Origin of the sequence: Neisseria sp. P0013.S005 (assembly GCF_051958425.1) — a bacterium.
Lineage (GTDB): Bacteria > Pseudomonadota > Gammaproteobacteria > Burkholderiales > Neisseriaceae > Neisseria > Neisseria subflava.
On the sequence record NZ_JBQCVL010000002.1, the window covers coordinates 25,798 to 47,261 of the forward strand.

Consider the following 21,464-nt stretch of genomic DNA (forward strand, 5'->3'; position numbering starts at 1 on the left):
GGTTTGAGGTTTCAGACGGCCTGTTGATTCGGACCTTCAGGCCGTCTGAAACCATAAATTCTGTTTTATTGCTTGTTATCTGAAATCTATTTGCGGTATGAAAAAAATTGCTGCTCCGCTACCATCATTCCCGTATAGACGGAAATCCAAACTTAAATCTTTCAGTACTCTTTACAGCAGAATTTTGAATTTCTGCCTGTATGGGAATGACGACAGCAGAGCAGCATGTTTTCCAAACGGCCGGCTCTCTCTCGCATACTGCACTAGGCCGTCGAAAAACGAAAACATCATTTATTCATTGTTTTCAAACGGCATTTCGAGATGGGGCGGGCAGGCGGCCCACCCTGCTGTTACGCGTATTAGCGGTCTTCAATCTCCACGAATGCCAAATCTTCAGGGCCTGTGTAGTTTGCGCTCGGACGGATGATTTTGCCGTCTTTGCGTTGCTCGAGAACGTGTGCCGCCCAGCCGGTTGTACGGGAAATTACGAACAGCGGTGTGAACATAGCGGTCGGTACGCCCAATTTTTGGTAGGAAACGGCAGAGAACCAGTCCAGATTCGGGAACATTTTTTTCTCTTCCCACATCACGCTTTCCAAGCGTTCGGCAATGTCAAAGAGGCGCATATCGCCGGTTTCTTTGCTCAAACCGCGTGCCACTTCTTTAATGACAACGTTGCGCGGGTCGGAAATGGTGTACACCGGATGACCGAAACCGATCACGATTTCTTTGCGGCCGATACGTTCGCGGATGTCAGCTTCGGCTTCGTCGGCATTGCGGTAGCGTTTTTGAATATCGTAAGCCACTTCGTTCGCACCGCCGTGTTTCGGACCTTTCAATGCGCCGATTGCACCGGTAATGCAGGAGTACATATCAGAGCCTGTACCGGCAATTACGCGGGCGGTAAAGGTAGAAGCGTTGAACTCGTGTTCTGCATACAGAATCAGTGAAACGTGCATGGCTTTGATGTGTGATTCGCTTGGGCGTTTGCCGTGCAACAGGTGCAGGAAATGACCGCCGATGGTCTCTTCGTCGCTTTCAACTTCAATGCGTTTCCCGTTGTGCGAATATTGATACCAGTACAGCAGGATGCTGCCGAGGCTTGCGATCAGTTTGTCGGCGATGTCGCGCGCTTCGCTTTCCGGATGGCTTTCACGTTCAGGATGAACGCAGCCCAGCATGGATACGCCGGTACGCATTACGTCCATCGGATGGGTATGTGCAGGCAGACTTTCCAAAACTTTAATCACACGGATAGGCAGGCCGCGCATGGATTTGAGCTTGGCTTTATAAGCGGCCAGCTCAAATTTGTTGGGCAGATGGCCGTGAATCAGCAGGTAGGCGACTTCTTCAAACTCGCATTTTTGTGCCAAGTCCAAAATGTCGTAACCGCGATAGCTCAAATCGTTACCGGTACGGCCAACGGTACACAATGCGGTATTACCGGCCGCAACGCCAGAAAGCGCAACGGATTTTTTAGGTTTGAACGTTGGGGTTTGAGTAGTTTCAGTCATGGTATTTCTCCTTTGTATTTTTATGGGTTTTATTTTTCAGACGGCCGATGCGGATTTGTTGAAAGGCCGTCTGAAAGCGGTTACTTATTTTTGAAACAATTTATCCAGTTTTTGCTCGAAGGCATGATAGTTCAGATGCTCATACAATTCGGCACGAGTTTGCATAGTGTCAACCACTGCGGCCTGAGTGCCATCGCGCATAATCGCTTCATAAACATTCAGAGCGGCTTTACTTGCTGCACGGAACGATGACAGCGGATACAGCACCAGCGACACGCCGTTTTCAGCCAGCTCGCTTTGGGTATAAAGCGGAGTAGAACCAAACTCGGTAATGTTGGCCAATACAGGCACTTTCACTGCATCTGCAAATTGGCGGTACATTTTCAAATCGGTCATGGCTTCAGGGAAAATCATGTCCGCACCGGCTTCGACACAAGCCTGAGCGCGTTCGATAGCGGCATCCAAACCTTCTACCGCCAGCGCATCGGTACGCGCCATAATCACGAAGTTCTCATCAACACGCGCATCTACGGCAGCTTTGATACGGTCGACCATTTCATCTTTAGAAACGATGGCTTTGTTCGGACGGTGGCCGCAGCGTTTTTGCGCTACCTGATCTTCGATGTGAACCGCTGCAACACCAGCGCGTTCAAAGTTGCGTATGGTACGGGCAATATTGAATGCACCGCCCCAACCCACATCGATGTCCACCAGCAAAGGCGTATCCACGTTGTCCGTAATGCGTCGCGCGTCGATCAGCACATCTTCCATTGTGGTAATGCCCAAATCAGGGATACCGCAAGAGCAAGCTGCCACGCCGCCGCCAGACAGATAGATTGCTTTGAAACCGCTTTGGGTCGCCAATCGTGCAAAGTAAGCATTGACGCAACCGACCACGGCAAGAGGGTTTGATTCTTTCACGGCTTTGCGGAAACGTGCTCCGGCAGAGTGTTGACTCATCATATTTCTCCTTTATAGACTTTTTTCAGTATTAATCGGACGGCTCGGTTTTTCACAAATTGAAACGAACCGTTTAAAAAGAAACAATCGTTCTAAAAACTGTTTTCAGACGGCCTATAAAATTTCAATCATCAACCATCTGAAAATTTAAAATCAATAAATACAAGTAGTTATAAAAACCAATAAATACAATAAGGCTGAAGCGGAGGTATACGTTTTTTAATTTTTATTAATCAATATATGAATGGCTGTTGGGGATACAGATATTTTAAAACCCGAAGCGTTTGTAGAAATGCGGAAACTAGATTCGGGTCGAGAGCCTTCAGACCGTCGGGACTGCCAATAAGCTGGCGACGACGGGAGCGGCAGAGATGGGAGAAAATCTATAACAAGAGAGAGTGGTTTGATACAGATTCATGATGATGTTCCTTTGTAGTGCTATGTAGTTTTTATTTATGGAAACAAATTTAAAAAATAAAACCGGTCTTGTCAAACACTTTTTTCAAAAAAATTATAAAAAATTCAGTTATTAATAAACGATTTTTTTGAAACAAATGTAAAAAACGGACAGGCTGTACCACATCAAACCCTTATGTGGCCTAGCTTCTGTTCGTTTTGTACTTTTGACTGATAGTCAGAATGATTGTAAACAATCCATCTAAAAATAATTTATAATTGATTCATTTATAAGGAACTTTTACATATGTCGTCTGAAAAATTTAAAATTTTAGCCTTTAAATTTTCAGACGGCCTTTGCATGATGACTACTCTGCACTAAATTCCGTCTGAAAAGTCTGTTTGCCAATGGTAATGTCGGCAGTGTAATCATGGCGGCCTTCGATGCAAAACGGCAAGCGGACTTGCACAGCCTGCCAACTTTGCGGCGATTGTTGCGTCAGGTTGTAACGATTGAAGCCCATGTCCATGTTTTTCATACTGAAACTGATACTGACCGCGCCCGTATTCTTCGGCACATTTTCCACCACAATATCAAACGGCTCGTGTGTATTGATGGAGGTCGCTCGCACTTTTGAACCGTCAGGCAGGACGCAGCCTTGTGTCAGACTACATTCGACTACATTCGCTTTTGTCTGTTGCCGCTGCCACCAATCCAGGAGCAGCAGTTTGGCCGCCGCAAACACAATCAGTAAAACAGCGGCAATTAGTAGTTTTTGATTTTTACTCATTTCAGACGGCCTCAATGTCATTATCGGTCAAAACGGCATGCGCACCCATGCTCTGCCACTGTTCGCGATAAATGGAAACCATACTTTCCGGAGTAGCCGCAATCAGCGGCATAGCCACGCCTTGAGCCAAAATATCGACAACTTGCTTGGCTGCCACTTCATTCGCTACTTTCCATACGACAGCATCGGCATTTTGCACTTGCAACCATTGTTCGACATTTTCAATGATTGGCCACACGCTGGGCGCTTCTATCGGCTTGCCTTGTTGCCAATCGGCAAAATCCAGCAATACCGCTGATGCGGTTTGATGCTGAGCCGACAGATATGGCACAACATGATATTCGCCCATGCTGTTTTGACCGCTCAAGCCGCTTTTCAGACGGCCTTGAAGCTGGCGCGGAATAGATAGGGAGCGTAATAATGCGCTATTGGCAGGCAACATCGGCGCAACGGTAAAATCCCCTGCCTTTTGCCATGCCCATTTCTGCCCTTCCCTTGATTGGATTTCGCCTGTCCATTGGTCGGCTTCTACCCATAAAAAATGCAGGCGTACATGTGCGTGTTCGTAGGAATGGACTTTGGTCAGCCACGGCGTAGCGACAAGGATACGGATGCCGAGTTCTTCTTCAAACTCGCGTTGCAAGGCTTGAAAATCGCTTTCGCCTACCTCAACCTTGCCTCCGGCAAATTCCCAATAACCGGCATACGGTTTGCCCTCAGGGCGGGAACTGAGCAGGTAGCGGCCGTTTTGGTCGAGCAAAATTCCGGCAACCACCTGCACCAATGGACGTGTGTCTTCAGTTATCATGAGATTATTCTTATATACGGCAGGCAGTGACACCTGCCGATTTATGCGTAAAAAAACGATGTCGGGCCTATACGCCCGACCTTCAACAAATACCTAACCCTTCAGGCCGTCTGAAAAGGATACTCTATTTCAGAATACTTAGAATCCGGCCTTATTTTTCTGCAATGACAAAAGCCATAACGGTATCCTCTTCATCGCTCATACTGAGATGGCAGCTTCGGATACCCTGTTCTTCCAGCCATTTGGTCAAAGCCGGTGCAAAAAATAATTCAGGTTTGCCCAATGCGTCATGCCCGACACCGATATTGCGGAAAGACACCACGCCGCGTATGCCCGTACCGACGGCTTTGGCAAAAGCCTCTTTGGCGGCAAAGCGTTTGGCAAGATAGTTGACCGGTTTGCCTGCCTGCGGAAATTCCAACAGCTCTTCCGGACTGAGAATGCGTTGCGCAAATGCCAGTCCGAATTTTTTGTTCAGGCGGATAATGCGTTTGAGGGAAACAATGTCTGTACCGATTCCGTAAATCATGGGTCTGCTCCTTGTTTAAATAGTCAGGCCGTCTGAAAGTGTGGATACCGGCCAAAGCCAATTGCCTTAGCCGGTATGGCTGATGCCATTAAGGCAGCATTCTGGCTCTGAACATGACTTCCTTCATCTGACGGACTGCTTCTGGCAGGCCGAGGAAGAGTGCTTGGGAAATCAGCGAATGGCCGATGTTCAGTTCGCGGATGGCGAGGATTTGAGCGATCGGCGTAACGTTGTGAATGGTCAGGCCGTGTCCGGCATTGACGACCAAACCCAAATCGCTGGCGTAATGCGCGCCGTTTTGAATACGCTCGAATTGTTTCATTTGCTCGGCGTGGCTGTGCGCATCGGCATATGCGCCGGTGTGCAACTCAATAACGGGCGCGCCGACATCATAAGCGGCTTGGATTTGCGCGTTGTCGGCATCGATAAACAAGGACACGCGGATGCCTGCGTCGGTCAGGATTTTGGTGAATTCGGCCACTTTATCCTGTTGCGCCAATACATCCAAACCGCCTTCGGTGGTCACTTCTTGACGTTTTTCAGGCACAAGGCACACATCTTCCGGCATGACGTTGAGCGCGTTTTCCAGCATTTCTTCCGTCAGCGCCATTTCCAAATTCAGGCGCGTGCGGATGGTGTTTTTAACGGCGAACACGTCCGCATCTTTAATATGACGGCGGTCTTCACGCAAGTGCATGGTAATCAAATCTGCGCCGTGGGTTTCCGCAATCAGCGCCGCTTCGACAGGGCTGGGATAAATCGTACCGCGCGCATTGCGGACGGTGGCAATATGGTCGATGTTTACGCCTAACAACATAATAATGTCCTTTCATTAAGGTTTCAGACGGCCTGAGTCATTACCTATCAAAGGCCGTCTGAAAAAATTCAACTGCCCAAGCCAAACTGCTGCAACTGCTGCAAAACCTGCCGAGACTTGATGCCCTCGGGCAGAAGGTTGTCAATCAAAAGCCGCGTTACTTTCAAAGCCTGCCCCAGACTTTCCTGATGAATGAAGCTGCCTTCCCTCAAATCAATTAACGTCGCACCCGATACGGCAACGCCTTTATTGAGCGCGTGAAAACGGTCGGCCTCTTCCAAGGGAACCACAGCCTCTTCCGGCGTGAGCCAATACGTTTCTTCGCCGTTGATTTCATTGCCGTTGCCGTCATGGAATAAATCGGGGGCAAATCCCAAGCGTGTCAGCAGCGTCCATTCAAAACGGCGCAAAGCGGCAATGTGGTTGGCCTCGCAGCAAATGGTCTTCATGGTTTCCGCCAAAACATCGTAAAGCTCGGGCAACGGGTCTTCGCGGACGGTCAACTTTAGCATCAACTCGTTCACATACAATCCGCTGAACAAAGCCCTGCCCTGCGGCTGCGGCCAACCGCCTATCCATTCGGCGCGATGCAGGGTCTTCAACTCTTGCGAACCATACCAAGACGCACTCACCGGCACAAACGGCACCAACACACCGCGCAATTCACTCTGCCGTTTACGCGCGCTTCTTGCCAACAAAGCCACCCGCCCATAACGGCGGCTGAAGGCCTCCACCCACAAGCTACTCTCACGCCACGGGGCGGAAGCAAGCAGAAAGATAGGTTCGTGGTTGATGCGGTTCGGTTGCGCCATAAGGGTTTGGAAAGATAAAGATTGTGTCGATTATAACGGAAAATCGACGCAAAAAGGCCGTCTGAAAATCTGCCTTCTATAAAGGCCGTCTGAAAACCTTTATAATCCGTTTTGAATGAACAACCGACTTTCCTATGTTTATGCCGAAATTCCCTTTTAAATCTGCCCTTTCCCTGCTCTCTGCAGCCCTATTATCCGCCTGTTCGCTGGTGAAATATCAGCCTGTCGCCGGTATTGATACGGTCGACCTGCAGCGTGGCTACCGCTTTGAAACCAGCCGGCCTCAGCACAACGACGAAGACGATACGCTTGTTGTGTTGATGTTCTCCGGCGGCGGTACGCGCGCGGCGGCCTTGGGTTATGGCGTGTTGGAGCAGCTTCATAAGCAACAGATTACCATCGGCGGTAAAAAACAATCTTTGATGTCGAATGTCGATGTGGTGGTCGGCGTATCCGGCGGCTCAGTTTTGGCGGCTTATTTTGCACTCAAGGGCGAAGAAACCATTCCCTTGTTTTATAAACGTTTCCTACACCAAAACTTCCAACGCCAAGTCGTCAAACAAGCATTTTCCATGTCCAACCTGCCCCGACTGGCCTCGCCTGAATACGGACGCGGTGATCTGTTACAGGAGCAGTTTGAAAACTACCTTTTCGGCAAAACCACTTTCCGCGATTTGGAAATGAACCGCAAAGGCCCGTTTGCCATCATTTCCGCCACCGACATGGGCATAGGCGAGCGTTTCAATTTCACGCAAGAATATTTCGACCCGATGTGTATCGACTTGGGCGACTTGCGACTTGCCCGCGCCGTCGCAGCTTCAAGCTTCGTGCCTATGGTATTTGCACCGATTACCCTAAACAACAACGGCGGACGCTGCAACTACACACCGCCGATCAAAATCGAAGATGCAGACGACAGCAAAACAGGCAGACAACAAAGCCGCACCATAAAAGAATTTTACGAGCGCTTCCAAAAATACGCAGACGGGAAAAACCGACCCTACATCCACCTGATAGACGGCGGCCTGACCGACAATCTGGGTATGCGCAGCCTTTTGGATATGACGGAAATGTATCCGGAAAAAATCCTGACAAACAAAATCCTGCAAAACAACATCCGCCATATCGTCGTCATCAACGTCAATGCGCAAAACCAAGTCAGCAGCAATTTGGACAAAACCGCAGCCGTTCCCGGTTTCCGCGACGTCGTCTCCTCCATCGTCAATATCCCCATCGACCAAAACTCGCAAGAATCCCTGCGCCGTTTCCGTGCCTTCGTCGATCAGTGGAATAAAGACAAACAAACCGACGGCATCAGCTTCTCCTTCGTCAGCCTCAACCTCAAAGACCTTCCGCCATCCCAGCTGAGGGACAAGGTATTGAATATTCCGACCAGCTTTTATCTGCCGCCGGAAGACGTGGACAACCTGCGCACCGCCGCTGCCGAACTGATGAAGCAGTCGCTGGACTATCGTAACTTGCTGGCAGAATTTGCGGCACACCCCAATCCAGACACCATCTTCGCAGCCCCGCCTCCGGATGCGCAAGAGTTCAAGCCATTGAACGAAAAGAAAAAGCAGTAGCAAACTGTTCCATAAAGTGCAGCTCTGTTAAAATATCTGCTTCATTTTATCTTTCAGACGGCCTCGATATCCAAGGCCGTCTGAAACACTTAACAATAAATAGAATCCGACCATGACCGAATTAAATACTCCTATCGTTACCGATATTGACCGCCCCATCCTCGTTCCGCCCGGCGGCCATAAGAAAGTCCTGCTGCATTCCTGCTGCGCCCCATGTTCCGGCGAAGTGATGGAAGCCATGCTTGCCAGCGGCATCGACTACACCATTTATTTTTACAACCCCAATATCCACCCGCACAAAGAATATATGTTACGCAAAGAAGAAAACATGCGCTTTGCGGACAAATTCGGCATTCCCTTTGTCGATAAAGACGACGACTACGAAAACGACCGCAAAGAATGGTTTGCCAAAGCCAAAGGCATGGAATTCGAACCCGAACGCGGTATCCGCTGTACCATGTGTTTCGACATGCGTTTTGAAAAAGCGGCTCAATATGCCCATGAAAACGGCTTTCATGTTTTCACCAGCTCACTGGGCATTTCGCGCTGGAAAGACATGAAACAGATCAACGGCTGCGGCCATCGCGCCGCCGAGCCTTATGATGACTTGGTTTATTGGGATTTCAACTGGCGCAAAGGCGGCGGCAGCGCACGCATGATTGAAATCAGCAAGCGTGAGCATTTCTACCAACAAGAATATTGCGGTTGCGCCTATTCCCTGCGCGATTCCAATGCCCACCGCAAATCGCAAGGCCGCATCCCCATTAAGCTGGGCGTGTTGTATTACGGTGATGAATCTACCCAATACGAGCCTCAAGCCGAAAACAAAATCATTGTTGAGAAATAAATATCAAAGGCCGTCTGAAACATTCAGACGGCCTTTGTTTAAATCAGACGATTAACGGCGGCGGAATTTACCGTGATCAAAATCATCAAAAGCCTGATAAGCAGCTTGGCATTGAATTTTTTGCTCGGCATAAGGCAAACCTCGGAACGCTTTGGCCGCTTTACGGTTTTCCCTCAACTCGGCCTTGTTGCCTTTGTAGCGATACCAAGCGGCACGGCGCTCAAGGTATCTCTTACAAGCAGGATGCAATTTATTTTTCTTCGCCTGCTGGTGTTTGCTCACATGATGGCCATGCGGTTTGGCCGCCGCTTCGGCAGAATAAGTACCCAAGCTCAATAGGGCAAACACAGCCAGTGCAGAACCTAAAGTTTTCAGTGTCAACATGATTTACTCCCAGTTTAGGTTGGATAGTTCTTCCATTATATGCCTCGCCTGATACATCAACAAACCGCCTGATGTGTTGCATGACAGGCGATTGTCATCAATTACGACATTATCCTTCTTGCTTTGCAAAATTTAACACACCTTCTATTTAGACAGACGCCGAATATAAATTTCTTTATTTCATAAGCCTCTAGCCAATGTTTGAATAAATGTGATGCAAATGCAAAATAATGCCAAATCGCCACAAAGCCACATAAAATCTAGTTTAGGCCTCCTATTCCCTAATCCACATCCCGAAAAAAGCGCATTGTCAAGTCTAGTTAAACAAAGAAAAATACATTATATTGTGCCGTTCAAAGCAATCACATACCGTATCTTGTGTTTTTTAATGGGAAGACTGAACAATGAATGCAGCAACGAATATTAAAGTAACCAAACGCGACGGACGCTTGGAAGATATCAATTTAGACAAAATCCACCGCGTTGTTACTTGGGCGGCGGAAGGCTTACAAAACGTCTCCGTATCGCAAGTCGAGCTCAAATCACATATTCAGTTTTACAACGGTATCCGTACCGACGATATCCATGAGACCATCATCAAGGCCGCGGCCGACCTGATCTCACAAGATACGCCCGATTATCAATATTTGGCCGCCCGCCTCGCCATTTTCCATCTGCGCAAAATCGCTTATGGCGAATTCGAACCGCCTCATCTCTACGATCACGTTAAAAAACTGACCGAAGCAGGCAAATACGACCGCCACATCATCGCAGATTACAGCCGTGAAGAATTCGACGAGCTGAATGCCTATATCGACCACAGCCGCGACATGACTTTCTCGTATGCCGCCGTGAAGCAGCTCGAAGGCAAATATCTGGTGCAGAACCGCGTGACCCGCCAGATTTATGAAACGCCGCAGTTTTTATACATTTTGGTAGCAATGTGTCTCTTCAGCAAATACCCGAAAGAGACGCGCTTGGATTACGTCAAACGTTTTTACGACGCCGTTTCTACGTTTAAAGTATCGCTGCCAACCCCGATTATGAGCGGCGTGCGCACGCCTACGCGCCAGTTCTCAAGCTGTGTATTGATTGAATGCGACGACAGTCTGGATTCCATCAACGCCACCACCAGCGCGATTGTGAAATACGTTTCCCAACGTGCGGGCATCGGCATCAACGCCGGACGTATCCGCGGTTTGGGTAGCGAAATCCGTGGCGGTGAAGCGCAACACACCGGCTGCATTCCGTTTTTCAAAATGTTCCAAGCGGCGGTCAAATCCTGTTCGCAAGGCGGCGTGCGCGGCGGCGCGGCAACCTTGTTCTACCCATTGTGGCACATCGAAGCCGAGAGCCTGTTGGTATTGAAAAACAACCGCGGCGTAGAAGACAACCGTATCCGCCAACTGGACTACGGCGTGCAAATCAACCGCCTGCTGTACACCCGCCTGATTAAAGGCGGCAACATCACGCTGTTCTCGCCCAACGAAGTTCCCGGCCTGTACGACGCGTTCTTTGCCGATCAAGACGAATTCGAACGTCTCTACACGAAATACGAGCAAGACCCGAACATCCGCAAGCGCACCTTGTCGGCTACCGATTTGTTCTCCACGTTGATGCAGGAACGCGCCGGAACGGGACGCATCTACATCCAAAACGTTGACCATTGCAACACGCACAGCCCGTTTGACCCGCGCGTCGCGCCCGTGCACCAGTCCAACCTGTGCATGGAAATCGCCCTGCCAACCAAACCGCTGGACAACATCAACGACGCAGAAGGCGAAATTGCCTTGTGTACCTTGTCCGCCTTCAACTTGGGCGCATTGAACAACTTGGACGAACTGGAAGAGCTTGCCGATTTGACCGTGCGCGCACTTGATGCCCTGCTGGATTATCAAGACTATCCGGTTGCAGCAGCACGCACCGCAACCATGAACCGCCGCACACTCGGCATCGGCGTCATCAACTACGCTTACTATCTGGCGAAAAACGGCGTACGTTACAGCGACGACTCCGCCCTCGGCCTGACCCACCGCACCTTTGAAGCCATGCAGTATTACCTGCTCAAAGCATCGGTGAACCTCGCCAAAGAATACGGTGCATGCCCGCTGTTCAACCAGACCGTTTATTCTCAAGGCAAACTGCCCATCGACACCTACAAAAAAGACTTGGATGCTGTGTGCAGCGAACCGCTGTTGTGTGACTGGGAAAGCCTGCGCGCCGACATCGTCAAATACGGTCTGCGCAACTCCACCCTGACCGCTCTCATGCCGTCTGAAACCAGTTCGCAAATTGCCAACGCCACCAACGGCATCGAGCCGCCGCGCGGCTTGGTAACGGTCAAAGCATCAAAAGACGGCATCCTGAAACAAGTCGTGCCCGAATTTGAAACCCTGAAAGATGCCTATGAAACCCTATGGCAGCTTCCGGGCAACGAAGGCTACCTGAAACTCGTCGGCGTAATGCAAAAATTCGTCGATCAGGCAATTTCCGCCAATACCGCCTACGACCCGGGTAAATTTGAAGGCAACAAAGTTTCCATGAAACAAATGCTCAAAGATCTGCTGACCGCCTACAAATACGGCGTCAAAACTCTGTACTACCACAACACCCGAGACGGCGCGGATGATACGCAGACCGATATTCAGGATGACGGCTGTGCTGGGGGGGCTTGTAAGATTTGATAAGAGGGATTTCAGACGACCTCACGAGGTCGTCTGAAATAATAAATAACATAGGGGGAAAACAAATTGAAGAATATACCTGAACAATCTATTGTCGCTCTTTTTATAGATGCAGATAACGCACCTTTTGGGAAAATTGATTTTATTCTTAATGAGCTTGCAAATTATGGTTCAGTAATGATAAGAAAAATTTATGGGAATTGGAAAAGTGAACAATTAAAAGGTTGGGAAGCTGTCTTATTGGATTATGCTCTAGCACCTGTTCAACAGTTTGATTATACAAAGGGTAAGAATGCAACGGATATGGCGATGACCATAGATGTAATGGATTTATTATTTCAAGATAAAATAGACGTTTTTTGCATTGTTTCTTCCGATTGTGATTTCACACCGTTAGCAATGAGAATAAAAATGGAAGGGAAACAAGTCATTGGTTTTGGCGAACATAAAACACCTAAGTCGTTGGTTGCTGCATGTAGCAAATTTTTATTTTTAGATGCAAGTTTTGATAAAAGCAGTGGGACAAATGCTCAACCAGCTGAAATTCGGAAGAGAGCTGCTAATGAACTTAAATGTGATACTACATTAATGAATTTATTAAGAGAAGCCATTGCCAATAGTTGTGATGAAGACGGTTGGGCATCATTAAGTAATGTTGGGAAGATTATCAATAACCAATCATCTTTTGATAGTAAAAATTATGGTTATACGAAGTTGGGAGATTTAGTGCGTGTAATTGATATTTTTGAAACTAGGTTGTCAGAAAATCGTTCACAAATGTATATCCGAAATAAAAGAGCAAAGTAAAAAATGAAAGTTATTTAAATAATGGCTTATGATTGAGGTTTGTGAATAATTTTTAGATGGTCTTGTTTTAAATATCAAAAGGCACTCTGAAAACTAAATATTATTTTTTAAAAAGAGAAACACCATGTCCTGCGAACACCTAGTCATGTCATACAGCACCTTTTCCAAAACCAAAAACGACGCGCTGAAAGAGCCAATGTTTTTTGGTCAGCCGGTAAATGTTGCCCGTTATGACCAGCAGAAATACGAAGTATTTGAAAAACTGATTGAAAAACAACTGTCTTTCTTTTGGCGGCCGGAAGAAATCGACGTGTCGCGCGACCGTATCGACTATGCCAACCTGCCCGAACATGAAAAACATATTTTCATCAGCAATCTGAAATACCAAACCCTGCTCGATTCCATCCAAGGCCGCAGTCCGAACGTTGCCTTGCTGCCTTTGGTGTCGATTCCCGAGTTGGAAACTTGGATTGAAACGTGGAGCTTTAGCGAGACCATCCACTCGCGCAGCTACACTCACATCATTCGCAATATCGTGAATGATCCGTCGGTCGTGTTCGACGACATCGTGCAGAACGAATACATCATCGCCCGCGCTGAAGACATTGCCTGCTATTACGATGATTTAATCGAATACACCCAGTATTACAATCTGTTGGGTGAAGGCACGCACAATGTCGGCGGCAAGCTCGTTACCGTGTCTTTGCGCGAGTTGAAGAAAAAACTCTATCTCTGCCTGATGTGCGTCAACGTATTGGAAGCCATCCGTTTCTACGTTTCATTCGCCTGTTCGTTCGCCTTTGCCGAGCGCGAATTGATGGAAGGCAACGCCAAAATCATCAAACTGATTGCCCGTGACGAAGCCCTGCACCTGACCAGCACCCAGCATATGCTCAACCTGATGCGTGCCGGTGCCGATGATCCTGAAATGGCGGAAATCGCTGTCGAATTGCAGGACGAATGTTTCAAACTCTTCAAAAAAGCAGCGGAGCAGGAAAAAGAATGGGCGGCCTATCTGTTTAAAGACGGCTCAATGATTGGCCTGAACAAAGAAATTCTGGCTCAATACGTTGAATACATTACCAATCTTCGTATGCAGGCGGTTGGCCTTCCTGCCGGATTTGAAGGTGCAACCCAAAACCCGATTCCTTGGATCAACGCATGGCTGTCTTCTGACAATGTACAGGTTGCGCCGCAGGAAGTGGAAATTTCCTCTTACCTGATTGGTCAGATTGATTCGGAAGTCAATGCCGACGATTTGGGCGATTTCGAGCTGTAATTGAACATTCGGTTTTATGATCAAGGCCGTCTGAACGGTGTGGCAGAAATCTTTGATTTCGTCTTTACACCGTTTCAGACGGCCTTTCCAATCCAAACAAATCACATGGCACTAATTAGCACACACGACAAAACCTTCCAACTCCAACAAGGCGAAACCTTATTGGAGGGCTTGGAGCGCACTGGACACGAAGTTGAATACCAATGTCGCAGCGGTTATTGCGGTTCATGCCGGGTCAAAATCTTGGATGGGAAAGTCTCTTATGATAATTTTCCACTCGCTTTTGTCGCACCCGGAGAAATTTTGCCGTGCTGCTGCCAAGTTACTGAAGACATCAAGCTTGATTGTCGGGAGCGCATCAAAGAGCCGGATTTATTTGATGTCGATTTATTTGAAGACAAATAAAAAATGCCGTCTGAACATTGTGGCCGAAATCTTTAATTTCATTTCCACTGTTCAGACGGCATTTTTATGGTTAAGCTTATTTACGCTCGCCAACTGGTAAAACTGTCTTGCCGAAAGATTCGTTGATGACTTCTGCCGCTGCCAAGTAGAACGCACCAAGTGCAGTTACCAAGCCTAAGCAACCGCCGATATGGACGATGCTATGATTTTCCATGCCATCGCCAATACCCAATGCAAAGAAAGTCAGCGTCAAGAAAAAGAAAATACCACTTAATACTTTAGGTTTGGTCAAGGTAGCCACAAACATCATCAGCGAAAACATACCCCATGCGCAGAGATACCAGCCGATAAATGCCGGGGCTGTTTCACCTTTAAAAAAGATGGTAAACAAAGCCCATGTCCACCAAAAGGCGCCATAGCTGATAAAAGCGGTAAAGCCAAACGTATTGCCTTTCTTGAACTCAAACATACCGGCAATAACTTGGGTGATACCACCAAAGGCGAGAGCCATGCCCAAAACTAAGCCGACACCCTCTTGAGCAGTAAAAAAGCCGCCGTTAATCAGACTGAGCAACCAAGTTGTCAATGCAAAGCCACACAGGCCTACTGGACCTGGGTTCGCCAGATTTTCTTTAGTAGTAGTCATTTTATTTCTCCTCTAGTTATTAAAATAGGAAGCCTATTGTTACAGGTTTTATTTAAAATTAAAAGAAATAAATTTAAAAAAATCAGGCCGTCTGAAAAATATTTTTCAGACGGCCTTAAATATTAATAATTAAACTATCCTAAAATTGCCAAAATTTTCCTTAATTCATTGGCATTAATCTGGCCGGGTGCAGACGTTTTTTGTGCCGCACCAAAGGTTACGGCCGAGCCGAAAGTCGAGCCGGCCAAGCGACTGACAGCTCCGATTTTACCCATAGACATAGTAATAATCGGGCGGTCGATAATTTGTGAAACATTATATGTTGCCTGTAATAAGGTCAATACATCTTGCGGCGATTGCGGCATCACGGCAATTTTGCAGATATCCGCACCCCACTCGGCCATTGTTTTCAGACGGCCTGTAATGTCTGTCAAAGACGGCGTGGCTTGGAAATCGTGATTACAAAGTAAGGCGGCAGTTTGATACTCATGCGCCAAAGCAATGGTTTGTTTTACGCCGCTTTCCTCGGCAAAAAGCTCGATATCGATAATATCGACTTGTTTGGAACGGATGATTTTTTCCAATAATTCAAAATAATAGTCGTCAGAACAAGGCGTATTGCCGCCCTCTTGCGTCCTTCTAAACGTAAACAGCAAAGGCTTGTCAGGAAAAGCCTGTCGGACAATGCCTAATTGCTCGGCAATAAAATCGGCATCAAGCGCAGTTTGGAAAAAATCCGCACGAAATTCAATAATGTCAAAAGCCGTCTCTTTCAATACGCGCAAAGCCTGCTCCAATTCCTGCGTATTAGCGGCCACCAGCGGCACGGCAATTTTAGGCAGGCCTTTGCCGATCTCGATATTTTTGATGATGACAGATTTCATATTGTTCCTTTTTGCTTTTTAAACCTATCAGTGCAGATGTTCGTAAATAGTTTCTGCCAAGGCTTTGCTGATGCCTTCCACTTTTTCCAAGTCCTCGCGGCTGGCGGCAATCACGCCGTGCAGACCGCCGAATCGGGTGAGCAATGCTTGGCGGCGTTTGCTGCCGATACCGGGGATTTCGCTGAGTGAGGAAGTAACGCGTGCTTTGTCGCGTTTTTTGCGGTGGCCTGTAATCGCAAAGCGGTGCGACTCATCGCGTACGGTTTGCAATAAATGCAAAGCCGGGCTATTGGGCGGCAGGCGGAAGACTTCGCCGGTAAAAGGCAGTATGAGTTCTTCCATGCCGGCTTTGCGCTCGGGGCCTTTGGCGATACCGACCAAAGGTATGTGCAGCCCGAGTTCTTCCCATACCGATACGGCTACGCCGATTTGCCCTTTGCCGCCGTCAATCAACACGACATCCGGCCATTTGACGCTTTCGCCGTTGGCTTCGGCTTCCTGCATTTTGCCGTAACGGCGCGTCAACACTTCGCGCATAGCGGCGTAATCGTCGCCAGGCTTGGCGGTCGTGATGTTGTAGCGGCGGTATTGCGAAGGCTGGATGTTTTGCTCATCGTACACAACACAGGACGCAATAGTGGCCTCGCCTTGCGTGTGGCTGATATCGAAACATTCAAGGCGGTTGAGGCCGTCTGAATCCATGCCGAGGATTTTGGCCAGTTCATCAATACGGTGTTGCTGGCTGCTTTGTTGCAGGCGGCGTTGTGCAATCGCCATTTGTGCGTTTTGTTCCGCCATTTTCAACCAGACTTTGCGTTCGCCTATGGTCTTGGTGACAAACTGCATCTGCTTGCCGTGTTCGCCCTCCAAAGCCTCTTTCAGCGCATCGGGAACGGGAAAGTTGCTAATAATGATGTCGGGTTTACTTTTGCCCAAATAATGTTGGGCGACAAAGGCTTCGGCGTAATCTTGTCCGTTTGGCTCGGGATCGTTTTTGGTGTCAGGGAAAAAGCTTTTATCGCCGACATGCCGTCCGCCGCGGATGCTGACCCAGTGTACGCAAACCAGGCCGTCTGAAACCGCCAGCGCAAGCAAATCGATATCGTTGGGATTGTTCGGATTTTTGCTGTCGATAAACTGATTACTCTGCATGATGCCGAGCGCTTGGATTTGGTCGCGGTAACGGGCTGCTTCCTCAAATTGCAGATTGGCGGCGGCGGTTTGCATTTTGTGTTGCAAGGTACGCGTCAATTCGTCGGTTTTGCCATTGAGGAAAGTCGCGGCTTCACGCACGCTGTCACGATAATCTTCTTCACTGATGTGGCCGACACAAGGCGCGGTGCAGCGTTTGATTTGGTACAGCAGACAAGGACGGTCACGATGCTCGAATACGCTGTCTTCGCAGGTACGCAGCATAAAGACTTTTTGCAACACTTGAATGCTGTCGCGCACGGCGTTGCTGTTGGGATACGGGCCGAAATATTGATTTGGTTTCTTCAGCGTGCCGCGGTAATACGCCATTTGCGGATATTGATGGCCGCTGAGCATTAAATAAGGATAGCTTTTGTCATCGCGGAAAAGGATATTGTATTTCGGCGACAAGGCTTTGATGAAGTTGTTTTCGAGAATCAGCGCTTCGGCTTCGGAACGCGTGATGGTGGTTTCGATGTGGTGAACCTGTTTTACCATCAATGCGATGCGCGGCGAATGGTCGTTTTTTTGGAAATAGCTGGAAACGCGCCGCTTGAGATTGACCGCTTTGCCGACATACAAAACATTGTTGTCTTCGTCAAAAAAACGGTACACGCCCGGCAGATTAGGCAGATTTTTCAGAAAAAGAGGTAAATCGAACGGTTCGGTTGCGCTCACGGGATTTTCTTTTGGAATAAGCAGGCCGTCTGAAAACTTTTCAGACGGCCTTTTTCATTGACGTTTAAGATTCTTGAGACGGAGTATTTTCAGCTTCTACTGCTTGGTTTTCAACTACATCGCTTTCCAAAGCGGCTTCATCTTCAGCCTCTTCGGCCACGCGTTCCAAGCTGACCAGGGTTTCGCCTTCATCCAGATTAATCAGGCGGACACCTGCGGCAGCACGGCCGGTCTCACGGATTTGCTCAACTTTGGTACGAATCAGGACACCGCCGCTGGTAATCAGCATCAAGTCGTCGGTTTCACTGACCAAAGTCGCGGCAACCAAATCACCGTTGCGCTCGCCGGTATTGATGGCGATATTGCCTTGGCCGCCTTTGTTTTTACGGCTGTAATCGGCAATCGGGGTGCGTTTGCCATAGCCGTTGGCGGTAGCGGTCAATATTTGCAAATCGCTTTGCTCGGCCTCAGGGGCAAAGGTAATCAGGCTGACAATCTTGCCATCGGCCGGCAGGCGCATACCGCGCAAACCGCCGCTGCCGCGACCGGACGGACGGACACCGTGTTTGCCGCTTGGCAATGCGTTTTCGGCATTTTCATCATCCAGGCCGTCTGAATCTTCGTTTTCGGTTTCAATATCTGCATCTTCTGCTTCATCGTTACCGGATTTTTCCCAATATTCGTTAAAGCGGATGGCTTTGCCCAAGTTGGAGAACAACATAATATCGTCCGCACCGCCGGTTTGCGCCGCTCCGACCAAGTAATCGCCTTCTTTAAGCGCAATGGCTTTGATGCCTTGGCTGCGGACGTTTTTAAACGCAGACAGCTGGACTTTTTTCACCATACCTTGTGCGGTGGCAAAGAAGACGTATTGTTCTTCCGGGAACTCGCGGACGGCCAAGATAGCGCTGACTTTTTCGCCTTCTTCCAATTGGATAACGTTGTTGATCGGACGACCTCGGCTGTTACGGCCACCTTCTGGCAGTTTGTACACTTTAATCCAATGGCACTTGCCCAAATTGGTGAAGCACATCAAATAATCATGCGTGTTGGCAACAAACAGGGTTTCGATGAAGTCTTCGTCTTTGGTTGCCGCTGCCTGCTTGCCGCGGCCGCCGCGACGTTGCGCCTGATAATCGGTTGTCGGCTGGGTTTTGATGTAGCCGCCATGAGTCAGGGTAACGACCATTTCACGTTGTGGAATCAGGTCTTCATCGGCGATATCGCCGCCAAACGGATTGATTTCGCTGCGGCGCTCATCGCCAAAGTTGGCTTTAATGTCTGCCAATTCTTCGCGGATGATTTGGGTAACGCGCTCAGGTTTGGAAAGAATATCCACGAAATCAATGATCTTGCTCATCAGGTTTTTATATTCGCCGACAATTTCTTCCTGATCGAGGCCGGTCAGGTTACGCAGGCTCATGCGCAAAATGGCATCGGCTTGCAATTCGCTCAGGTAATAGCCTTGGCTGTGCAGACCCAAATTCTCTGGTAAGCCTTCAGGGCGCATCATGTGCAGGTCTAAATCCGTACGGCTGAGCATGTCTTCAACCAAGCTGCTGCGCCATGGGCGGGACAGCAGTTTTTCTTTGGCTTCCGGCGCATTGGCAGATTCTTTGATCAGACGGATGATTTCGTCGATATTGGACAAGGCAACTGCTTTACCTTCGGCAATATGGCCTTCATGACGCGCTTTTTTCAGGCGGAATAAAGTACGACGTGTAACGACTTCGCGACGGTGGCGCAGGAACTCGGACAGGATTTGCTTCAGGTTCAGCAAACGCGGCTGACCGTCAACTAAGGCTACCATGTTGATACCGAAGCTGTCTTGCAGCTGGGTCATTTTGTAGAGTTGGTTCAAAACGACTTCGGCATTTTCATTGCGTTTCAATTCGATCACGACACGCATACCGGATTTATCGGACTCGTCGCGCAGGTCGGATACGCCTTCCAACGTTTTTTCGCGTACCAACTCACCGATTTTCTCAACCAGCTTGGCTTTGTTGACTTGATATGGGATTTCATCGATAACGATGGCTTCGCGTTCACCGTTTTTGCCGATAGGCTCAATATGGGTTTTACCGCGCATCACCACGCGGCCGCGGCCGGTTTTATAGCCTTCGCGAACGCCGCTTAAACCGTAAATAGTTGCGCCTGTTGGGAAATCGGGCGCTTGGATGATATTGATCAGCTCGTCGATTTCAGTTTCAGGCTCGTCCAACAAACGCAGGCAGGCATTGATGGTATCGCCCAAATTGTGTGGCGGGATATTGGTTGCCATACCGACGGCAATACCGGACGAACCATTGACTAACAGCGCAGGGAAACGGGTCGGTAATACCAGCGGCTCATGCTCGCTGCCATCATAGTTGGGACCGAAATTGACGGTTTCTTCTTCGATATCCGCCAGCATTTCATGGGAAATTTTTTCCATGCGGATTTCGGTATAACGCATGGCTGCTGCGGCCAAGCCGTCGACAGAACCGAAGTTGCCCTGACCGTCGATCAGTACATAACGCATGGAGAAGTCTTGCGCCATGCGGACGATGGTGTCGTAAACGGCTGTATCGCCGTGGGGGTGGTATTTACCGATAACGTCGCCGACGATACGCGCCGATTTTTTATAGGCGGAATTCCAGTTGTTTTTCAACTCGTGCATCGCGTACAAAACGCGGCGGTGTACCGGCTTGAGACCGTCGCGGACATCCGGCAGGGCTCGGCCCACAATTACGCTCATGGCGTAATCGAGGTAGCTCTTGCGCATTTCGTCTTCAAGGCTGACAGGCAGGGTTTCAAGTGCAAATTTATGGTCGTTGCGGATGGTTGCGTCGGTCATGATTATCTGTAATTTCGTATGGCAAAAATCTTGTTGATTCTACCACAAAACAAGCGGTTTATGGCTTTTGCGTGAAGGCCGTCTGAAACAGGATTTCAGACGGCCTTCATTATTTAATAAATTGAATTTAGTTGCAGCCAGAATCTTTGTCCGCAGCCTGCAAACTCAATTCTTTGCGTTTTTTAGCCCTTTCATAACGGCAGCGTTGGCGCGGTGTATTGATTTCCAAAGGCGGTACAGGAACCAGCTTGCCGTCCTCAACGGCAACCATGGTGAAGTAGCAGCTGTTGGTATGACGCACTTCACCGGTGCGGATGTTTTGCGCTTCTACACGGATGCCGACTTCCATAGAAGTGCGGCCGGTGTAGTTAATGCTGGCGTAAAAGGTTACCAGTTCGCCGACATGGATAGGCTCTTTAAACAAAACTTTATCGACAGACAAGGTAACGCAGTAGTTGCCGCTGTATCGGCTGGCACAGGAATAAGCGACTTGGTCGAGCAAGCGCAATAATTCGCCACCGTGGACGTTGCCGCTGAAGTTTGCCGTATCCGGCATCATCAGCTCGGACATGATGAGTTCGTGAGAAGGAAGTTGGCGTGCTTGTTCCATGGT

19 protein-coding genes are annotated in these 21,464 nt (G+C 48.7%); 6 read left to right on the top strand and 13 right to left on the bottom strand.

Annotation, left to right across the window (positions count from 1 at the left end; genetic code table 11):
• Window positions 1-359: 359 nt before the first annotated feature.
• The 7 genes from prpC to recO form a co-directional block, all read right to left on the bottom strand.
• Window positions 360-1,514 (bottom strand): bifunctional 2-methylcitrate synthase/citrate synthase, encoded by a 1,155-nt coding sequence (prpC, locus tag ACTHTA_RS02280; RefSeq protein ID WP_440364108.1) that lies wholly within the window; start codon window positions 1,512-1,514, stop codon window positions 360-362.
• 84 nt (window positions 1,515-1,598) lie between these two features.
• Window positions 1,599-2,474 carry a methylisocitrate lyase gene (gene prpB, locus ACTHTA_RS02285; RefSeq protein ID WP_308187193.1) on the bottom strand — a complete coding sequence of 292 codons (876 nt, stop codon included), beginning with the start codon at window positions 2,472-2,474 and terminating at the stop codon, window positions 1,599-1,601.
• Window positions 2,475-3,238: 764 nt separating this feature from the next.
• Window positions 3,239-3,661, bottom strand: a complete 423-nt coding sequence (locus tag ACTHTA_RS02290) for a hypothetical protein (RefSeq protein ID WP_440364109.1) — start codon at window positions 3,659-3,661, stop codon at window positions 3,239-3,241.
• 1 nt (window position 3,662) lies between these two features.
• A complete protein-coding gene (locus ACTHTA_RS02295) occupies window positions 3,663-4,469 on the bottom strand; it encodes an NUDIX domain-containing protein (RefSeq protein WP_440364110.1) in 807 nt (268 codons plus the stop codon).
• 151 nt (window positions 4,470-4,620) lie between these two features.
• Window positions 4,621-4,998, bottom strand: a complete 378-nt coding sequence (gene acpS, locus ACTHTA_RS02300) for a holo-ACP synthase (protein ID WP_003686416.1) — start codon at window positions 4,996-4,998, stop codon at window positions 4,621-4,623.
• Between the two features lie 88 nt (window positions 4,999-5,086).
• The gene (pdxJ, locus tag ACTHTA_RS02305; RefSeq protein ID WP_440364111.1) at window positions 5,087-5,815 is read right to left on the bottom strand and encodes a pyridoxine 5'-phosphate synthase; all 729 of its coding nucleotides are present in this window, start codon (window positions 5,813-5,815) and stop codon (window positions 5,087-5,089) included.
• 68 nt (window positions 5,816-5,883) lie between these two features.
• The gene (recO, locus tag ACTHTA_RS02310; protein ID WP_440364112.1) at window positions 5,884-6,627 is read right to left on the bottom strand and encodes a DNA repair protein RecO; all 744 of its coding nucleotides are present in this window, start codon (window positions 6,625-6,627) and stop codon (window positions 5,884-5,886) included.
• Window positions 6,628-6,767: 140 nt separating this feature from the next.
• On the opposite strand from recO, the gene ACTHTA_RS02315 reads away from it, so the two are divergent.
• Together ACTHTA_RS02315 and ACTHTA_RS02320 are read left to right on the top strand one after the other, a co-directional pair.
• Window positions 6,768-8,210 (top strand): patatin-like phospholipase family protein, encoded by a 1,443-nt coding sequence (locus ACTHTA_RS02315; RefSeq protein WP_440364113.1) that lies wholly within the window; start codon window positions 6,768-6,770, stop codon window positions 8,208-8,210.
• A gap of 112 nt (window positions 8,211-8,322) precedes the next feature.
• Window positions 8,323-9,057: an epoxyqueuosine reductase QueH gene (locus ACTHTA_RS02320; RefSeq protein ID WP_004464372.1), complete on the top strand. Its 735-nt coding sequence runs from the start codon at window positions 8,323-8,325 to the stop codon at window positions 9,055-9,057.
• Window positions 9,058-9,108: 51 nt separating this feature from the next.
• Here the strand turns inward: ACTHTA_RS02320 and ACTHTA_RS02325 are convergent, their stop codons facing one another.
• The gene (locus tag ACTHTA_RS02325; protein ID WP_308888066.1) at window positions 9,109-9,441 is read right to left on the bottom strand and encodes a stress response protein; all 333 of its coding nucleotides are present in this window, start codon (window positions 9,439-9,441) and stop codon (window positions 9,109-9,111) included.
• Between the two features lie 404 nt (window positions 9,442-9,845).
• On the opposite strand from ACTHTA_RS02325, the gene nrdA reads away from it, so the two are divergent.
• The 4 genes from nrdA (at window position 9,846) to yfaE (ending at window position 14,616) form a co-directional block, all read left to right on the top strand.
• Entirely contained in the window at window positions 9,846-12,125 is a 2,280-nt protein-coding gene (gene nrdA / locus ACTHTA_RS02330) for a class 1a ribonucleoside-diphosphate reductase subunit alpha (protein WP_440364114.1), read from the top strand.
• A 66-nt stretch (window positions 12,126-12,191) separates the two neighbouring features.
• Window positions 12,192-12,932 (top strand): NYN domain-containing protein, encoded by a 741-nt coding sequence (locus ACTHTA_RS02335; RefSeq protein ID WP_070747802.1) that lies wholly within the window; start codon window positions 12,192-12,194, stop codon window positions 12,930-12,932.
• A gap of 145 nt (window positions 12,933-13,077) precedes the next feature.
• The gene (gene nrdB, locus ACTHTA_RS02340; protein WP_137041604.1) at window positions 13,078-14,211 is read left to right on the top strand and encodes a class Ia ribonucleoside-diphosphate reductase subunit beta; all 1,134 of its coding nucleotides are present in this window, start codon (window positions 13,078-13,080) and stop codon (window positions 14,209-14,211) included.
• Window positions 14,212-14,316: 105 nt separating this feature from the next.
• Complete coding sequence (yfaE, locus tag ACTHTA_RS02345) at window positions 14,317-14,616, top strand: class I ribonucleotide reductase maintenance protein YfaE (protein WP_440364115.1); 300 nt, start codon at window positions 14,317-14,319, stop codon at window positions 14,614-14,616.
• Between the two features lie 76 nt (window positions 14,617-14,692).
• Here yfaE and ACTHTA_RS02350 read toward each other — a convergent pair whose 3' ends face one another.
• From ACTHTA_RS02350 to ACTHTA_RS02370, 5 genes are all read right to left on the bottom strand, one after another.
• Window positions 14,693-15,262 (bottom strand): acetate uptake transporter, encoded by a 570-nt coding sequence (locus ACTHTA_RS02350; RefSeq protein ID WP_070632386.1) that lies wholly within the window; start codon window positions 15,260-15,262, stop codon window positions 14,693-14,695.
• Window positions 15,263-15,396: 134 nt separating this feature from the next.
• Window positions 15,397-16,146, bottom strand: a complete 750-nt coding sequence (gene aroD, locus ACTHTA_RS02355; RefSeq protein ID WP_440364116.1) for a type I 3-dehydroquinate dehydratase — start codon at window positions 16,144-16,146, stop codon at window positions 15,397-15,399.
• A gap of 27 nt (window positions 16,147-16,173) precedes the next feature.
• Window positions 16,174-18,015 carry an excinuclease ABC subunit UvrC gene (uvrC, locus tag ACTHTA_RS02360; protein WP_440364117.1) on the bottom strand — a complete coding sequence of 614 codons (1,842 nt, stop codon included), beginning with the start codon at window positions 18,013-18,015 and terminating at the stop codon, window positions 16,174-16,176.
• Window positions 18,016-18,079: 64 nt separating this feature from the next.
• Window positions 18,080-20,851, bottom strand: coding sequence for a DNA gyrase subunit A (gyrA, locus tag ACTHTA_RS02365; protein WP_440364118.1), 2,772 nt, complete (start codon window positions 20,849-20,851; stop codon window positions 18,080-18,082).
• 127 nt (window positions 20,852-20,978) lie between these two features.
• A complete protein-coding gene (locus ACTHTA_RS02370; protein WP_308888057.1) occupies window positions 20,979-21,461 on the bottom strand; it encodes an acyl-CoA thioesterase in 483 nt (160 codons plus the stop codon).
• Window positions 21,462-21,464: the final 3 nt, after the last annotated feature.

Coding starts and splice junctions, on each gene's coding strand:
- prpC (WP_440364108.1), bottom strand. CDS start 1,514: ATGACTGAAACTACTCAAACCCCAACGTTCAAACCTAAAAAATCCGTT.
- prpB (WP_308187193.1), bottom strand. CDS start 2,474: ATGAGTCAACACTCTGCCGGAGCACGTTTCCGCAAAGCCGTGAAAGAA.
- ACTHTA_RS02290 (WP_440364109.1), bottom strand. CDS start 3,661: ATGAGTAAAAATCAAAAACTACTAATTGCCGCTGTTTTACTGATTGTG.
- ACTHTA_RS02295 (WP_440364110.1), bottom strand. CDS start 4,469: ATGATAACTGAAGACACACGTCCATTGGTGCAGGTGGTTGCCGGAATT.
- acpS (WP_003686416.1), bottom strand. CDS start 4,998: ATGATTTACGGAATCGGTACAGACATTGTTTCCCTCAAACGCATTATC.
- pdxJ (WP_440364111.1), bottom strand. CDS start 5,815: ATGTTGTTAGGCGTAAACATCGACCATATTGCCACCGTCCGCAATGCG.
- recO (WP_440364112.1), bottom strand. CDS start 6,627: ATGGCGCAACCGAACCGCATCAACCACGAACCTATCTTTCTGCTTGCT.
- ACTHTA_RS02315 (WP_440364113.1), top strand. CDS start 6,768: ATGCCGAAATTCCCTTTTAAATCTGCCCTTTCCCTGCTCTCTGCAGCC.
- ACTHTA_RS02320 (WP_004464372.1), top strand. CDS start 8,323: ATGACCGAATTAAATACTCCTATCGTTACCGATATTGACCGCCCCATC.
- ACTHTA_RS02325 (WP_308888066.1), bottom strand. CDS start 9,441: ATGTTGACACTGAAAACTTTAGGTTCTGCACTGGCTGTGTTTGCCCTA.
- nrdA (WP_440364114.1), top strand. CDS start 9,846: ATGAATGCAGCAACGAATATTAAAGTAACCAAACGCGACGGACGCTTG.
- nrdB (WP_137041604.1), top strand. CDS start 13,078: ATGTCATACAGCACCTTTTCCAAAACCAAAAACGACGCGCTGAAAGAG.
- yfaE (WP_440364115.1), top strand. CDS start 14,317: ATGGCACTAATTAGCACACACGACAAAACCTTCCAACTCCAACAAGGC.
- ACTHTA_RS02350 (WP_070632386.1), bottom strand. CDS start 15,262: ATGACTACTACTAAAGAAAATCTGGCGAACCCAGGTCCAGTAGGCCTG.
- aroD (WP_440364116.1), bottom strand. CDS start 16,146: ATGAAATCTGTCATCATCAAAAATATCGAGATCGGCAAAGGCCTGCCT.
- gyrA (WP_440364118.1), bottom strand. CDS start 20,851: ATGACCGACGCAACCATCCGCAACGACCATAAATTTGCACTTGAAACC.
- ACTHTA_RS02370 (WP_308888057.1), bottom strand. CDS start 21,461: ATGGAACAAGCACGCCAACTTCCTTCTCACGAACTCATCATGTCCGAG.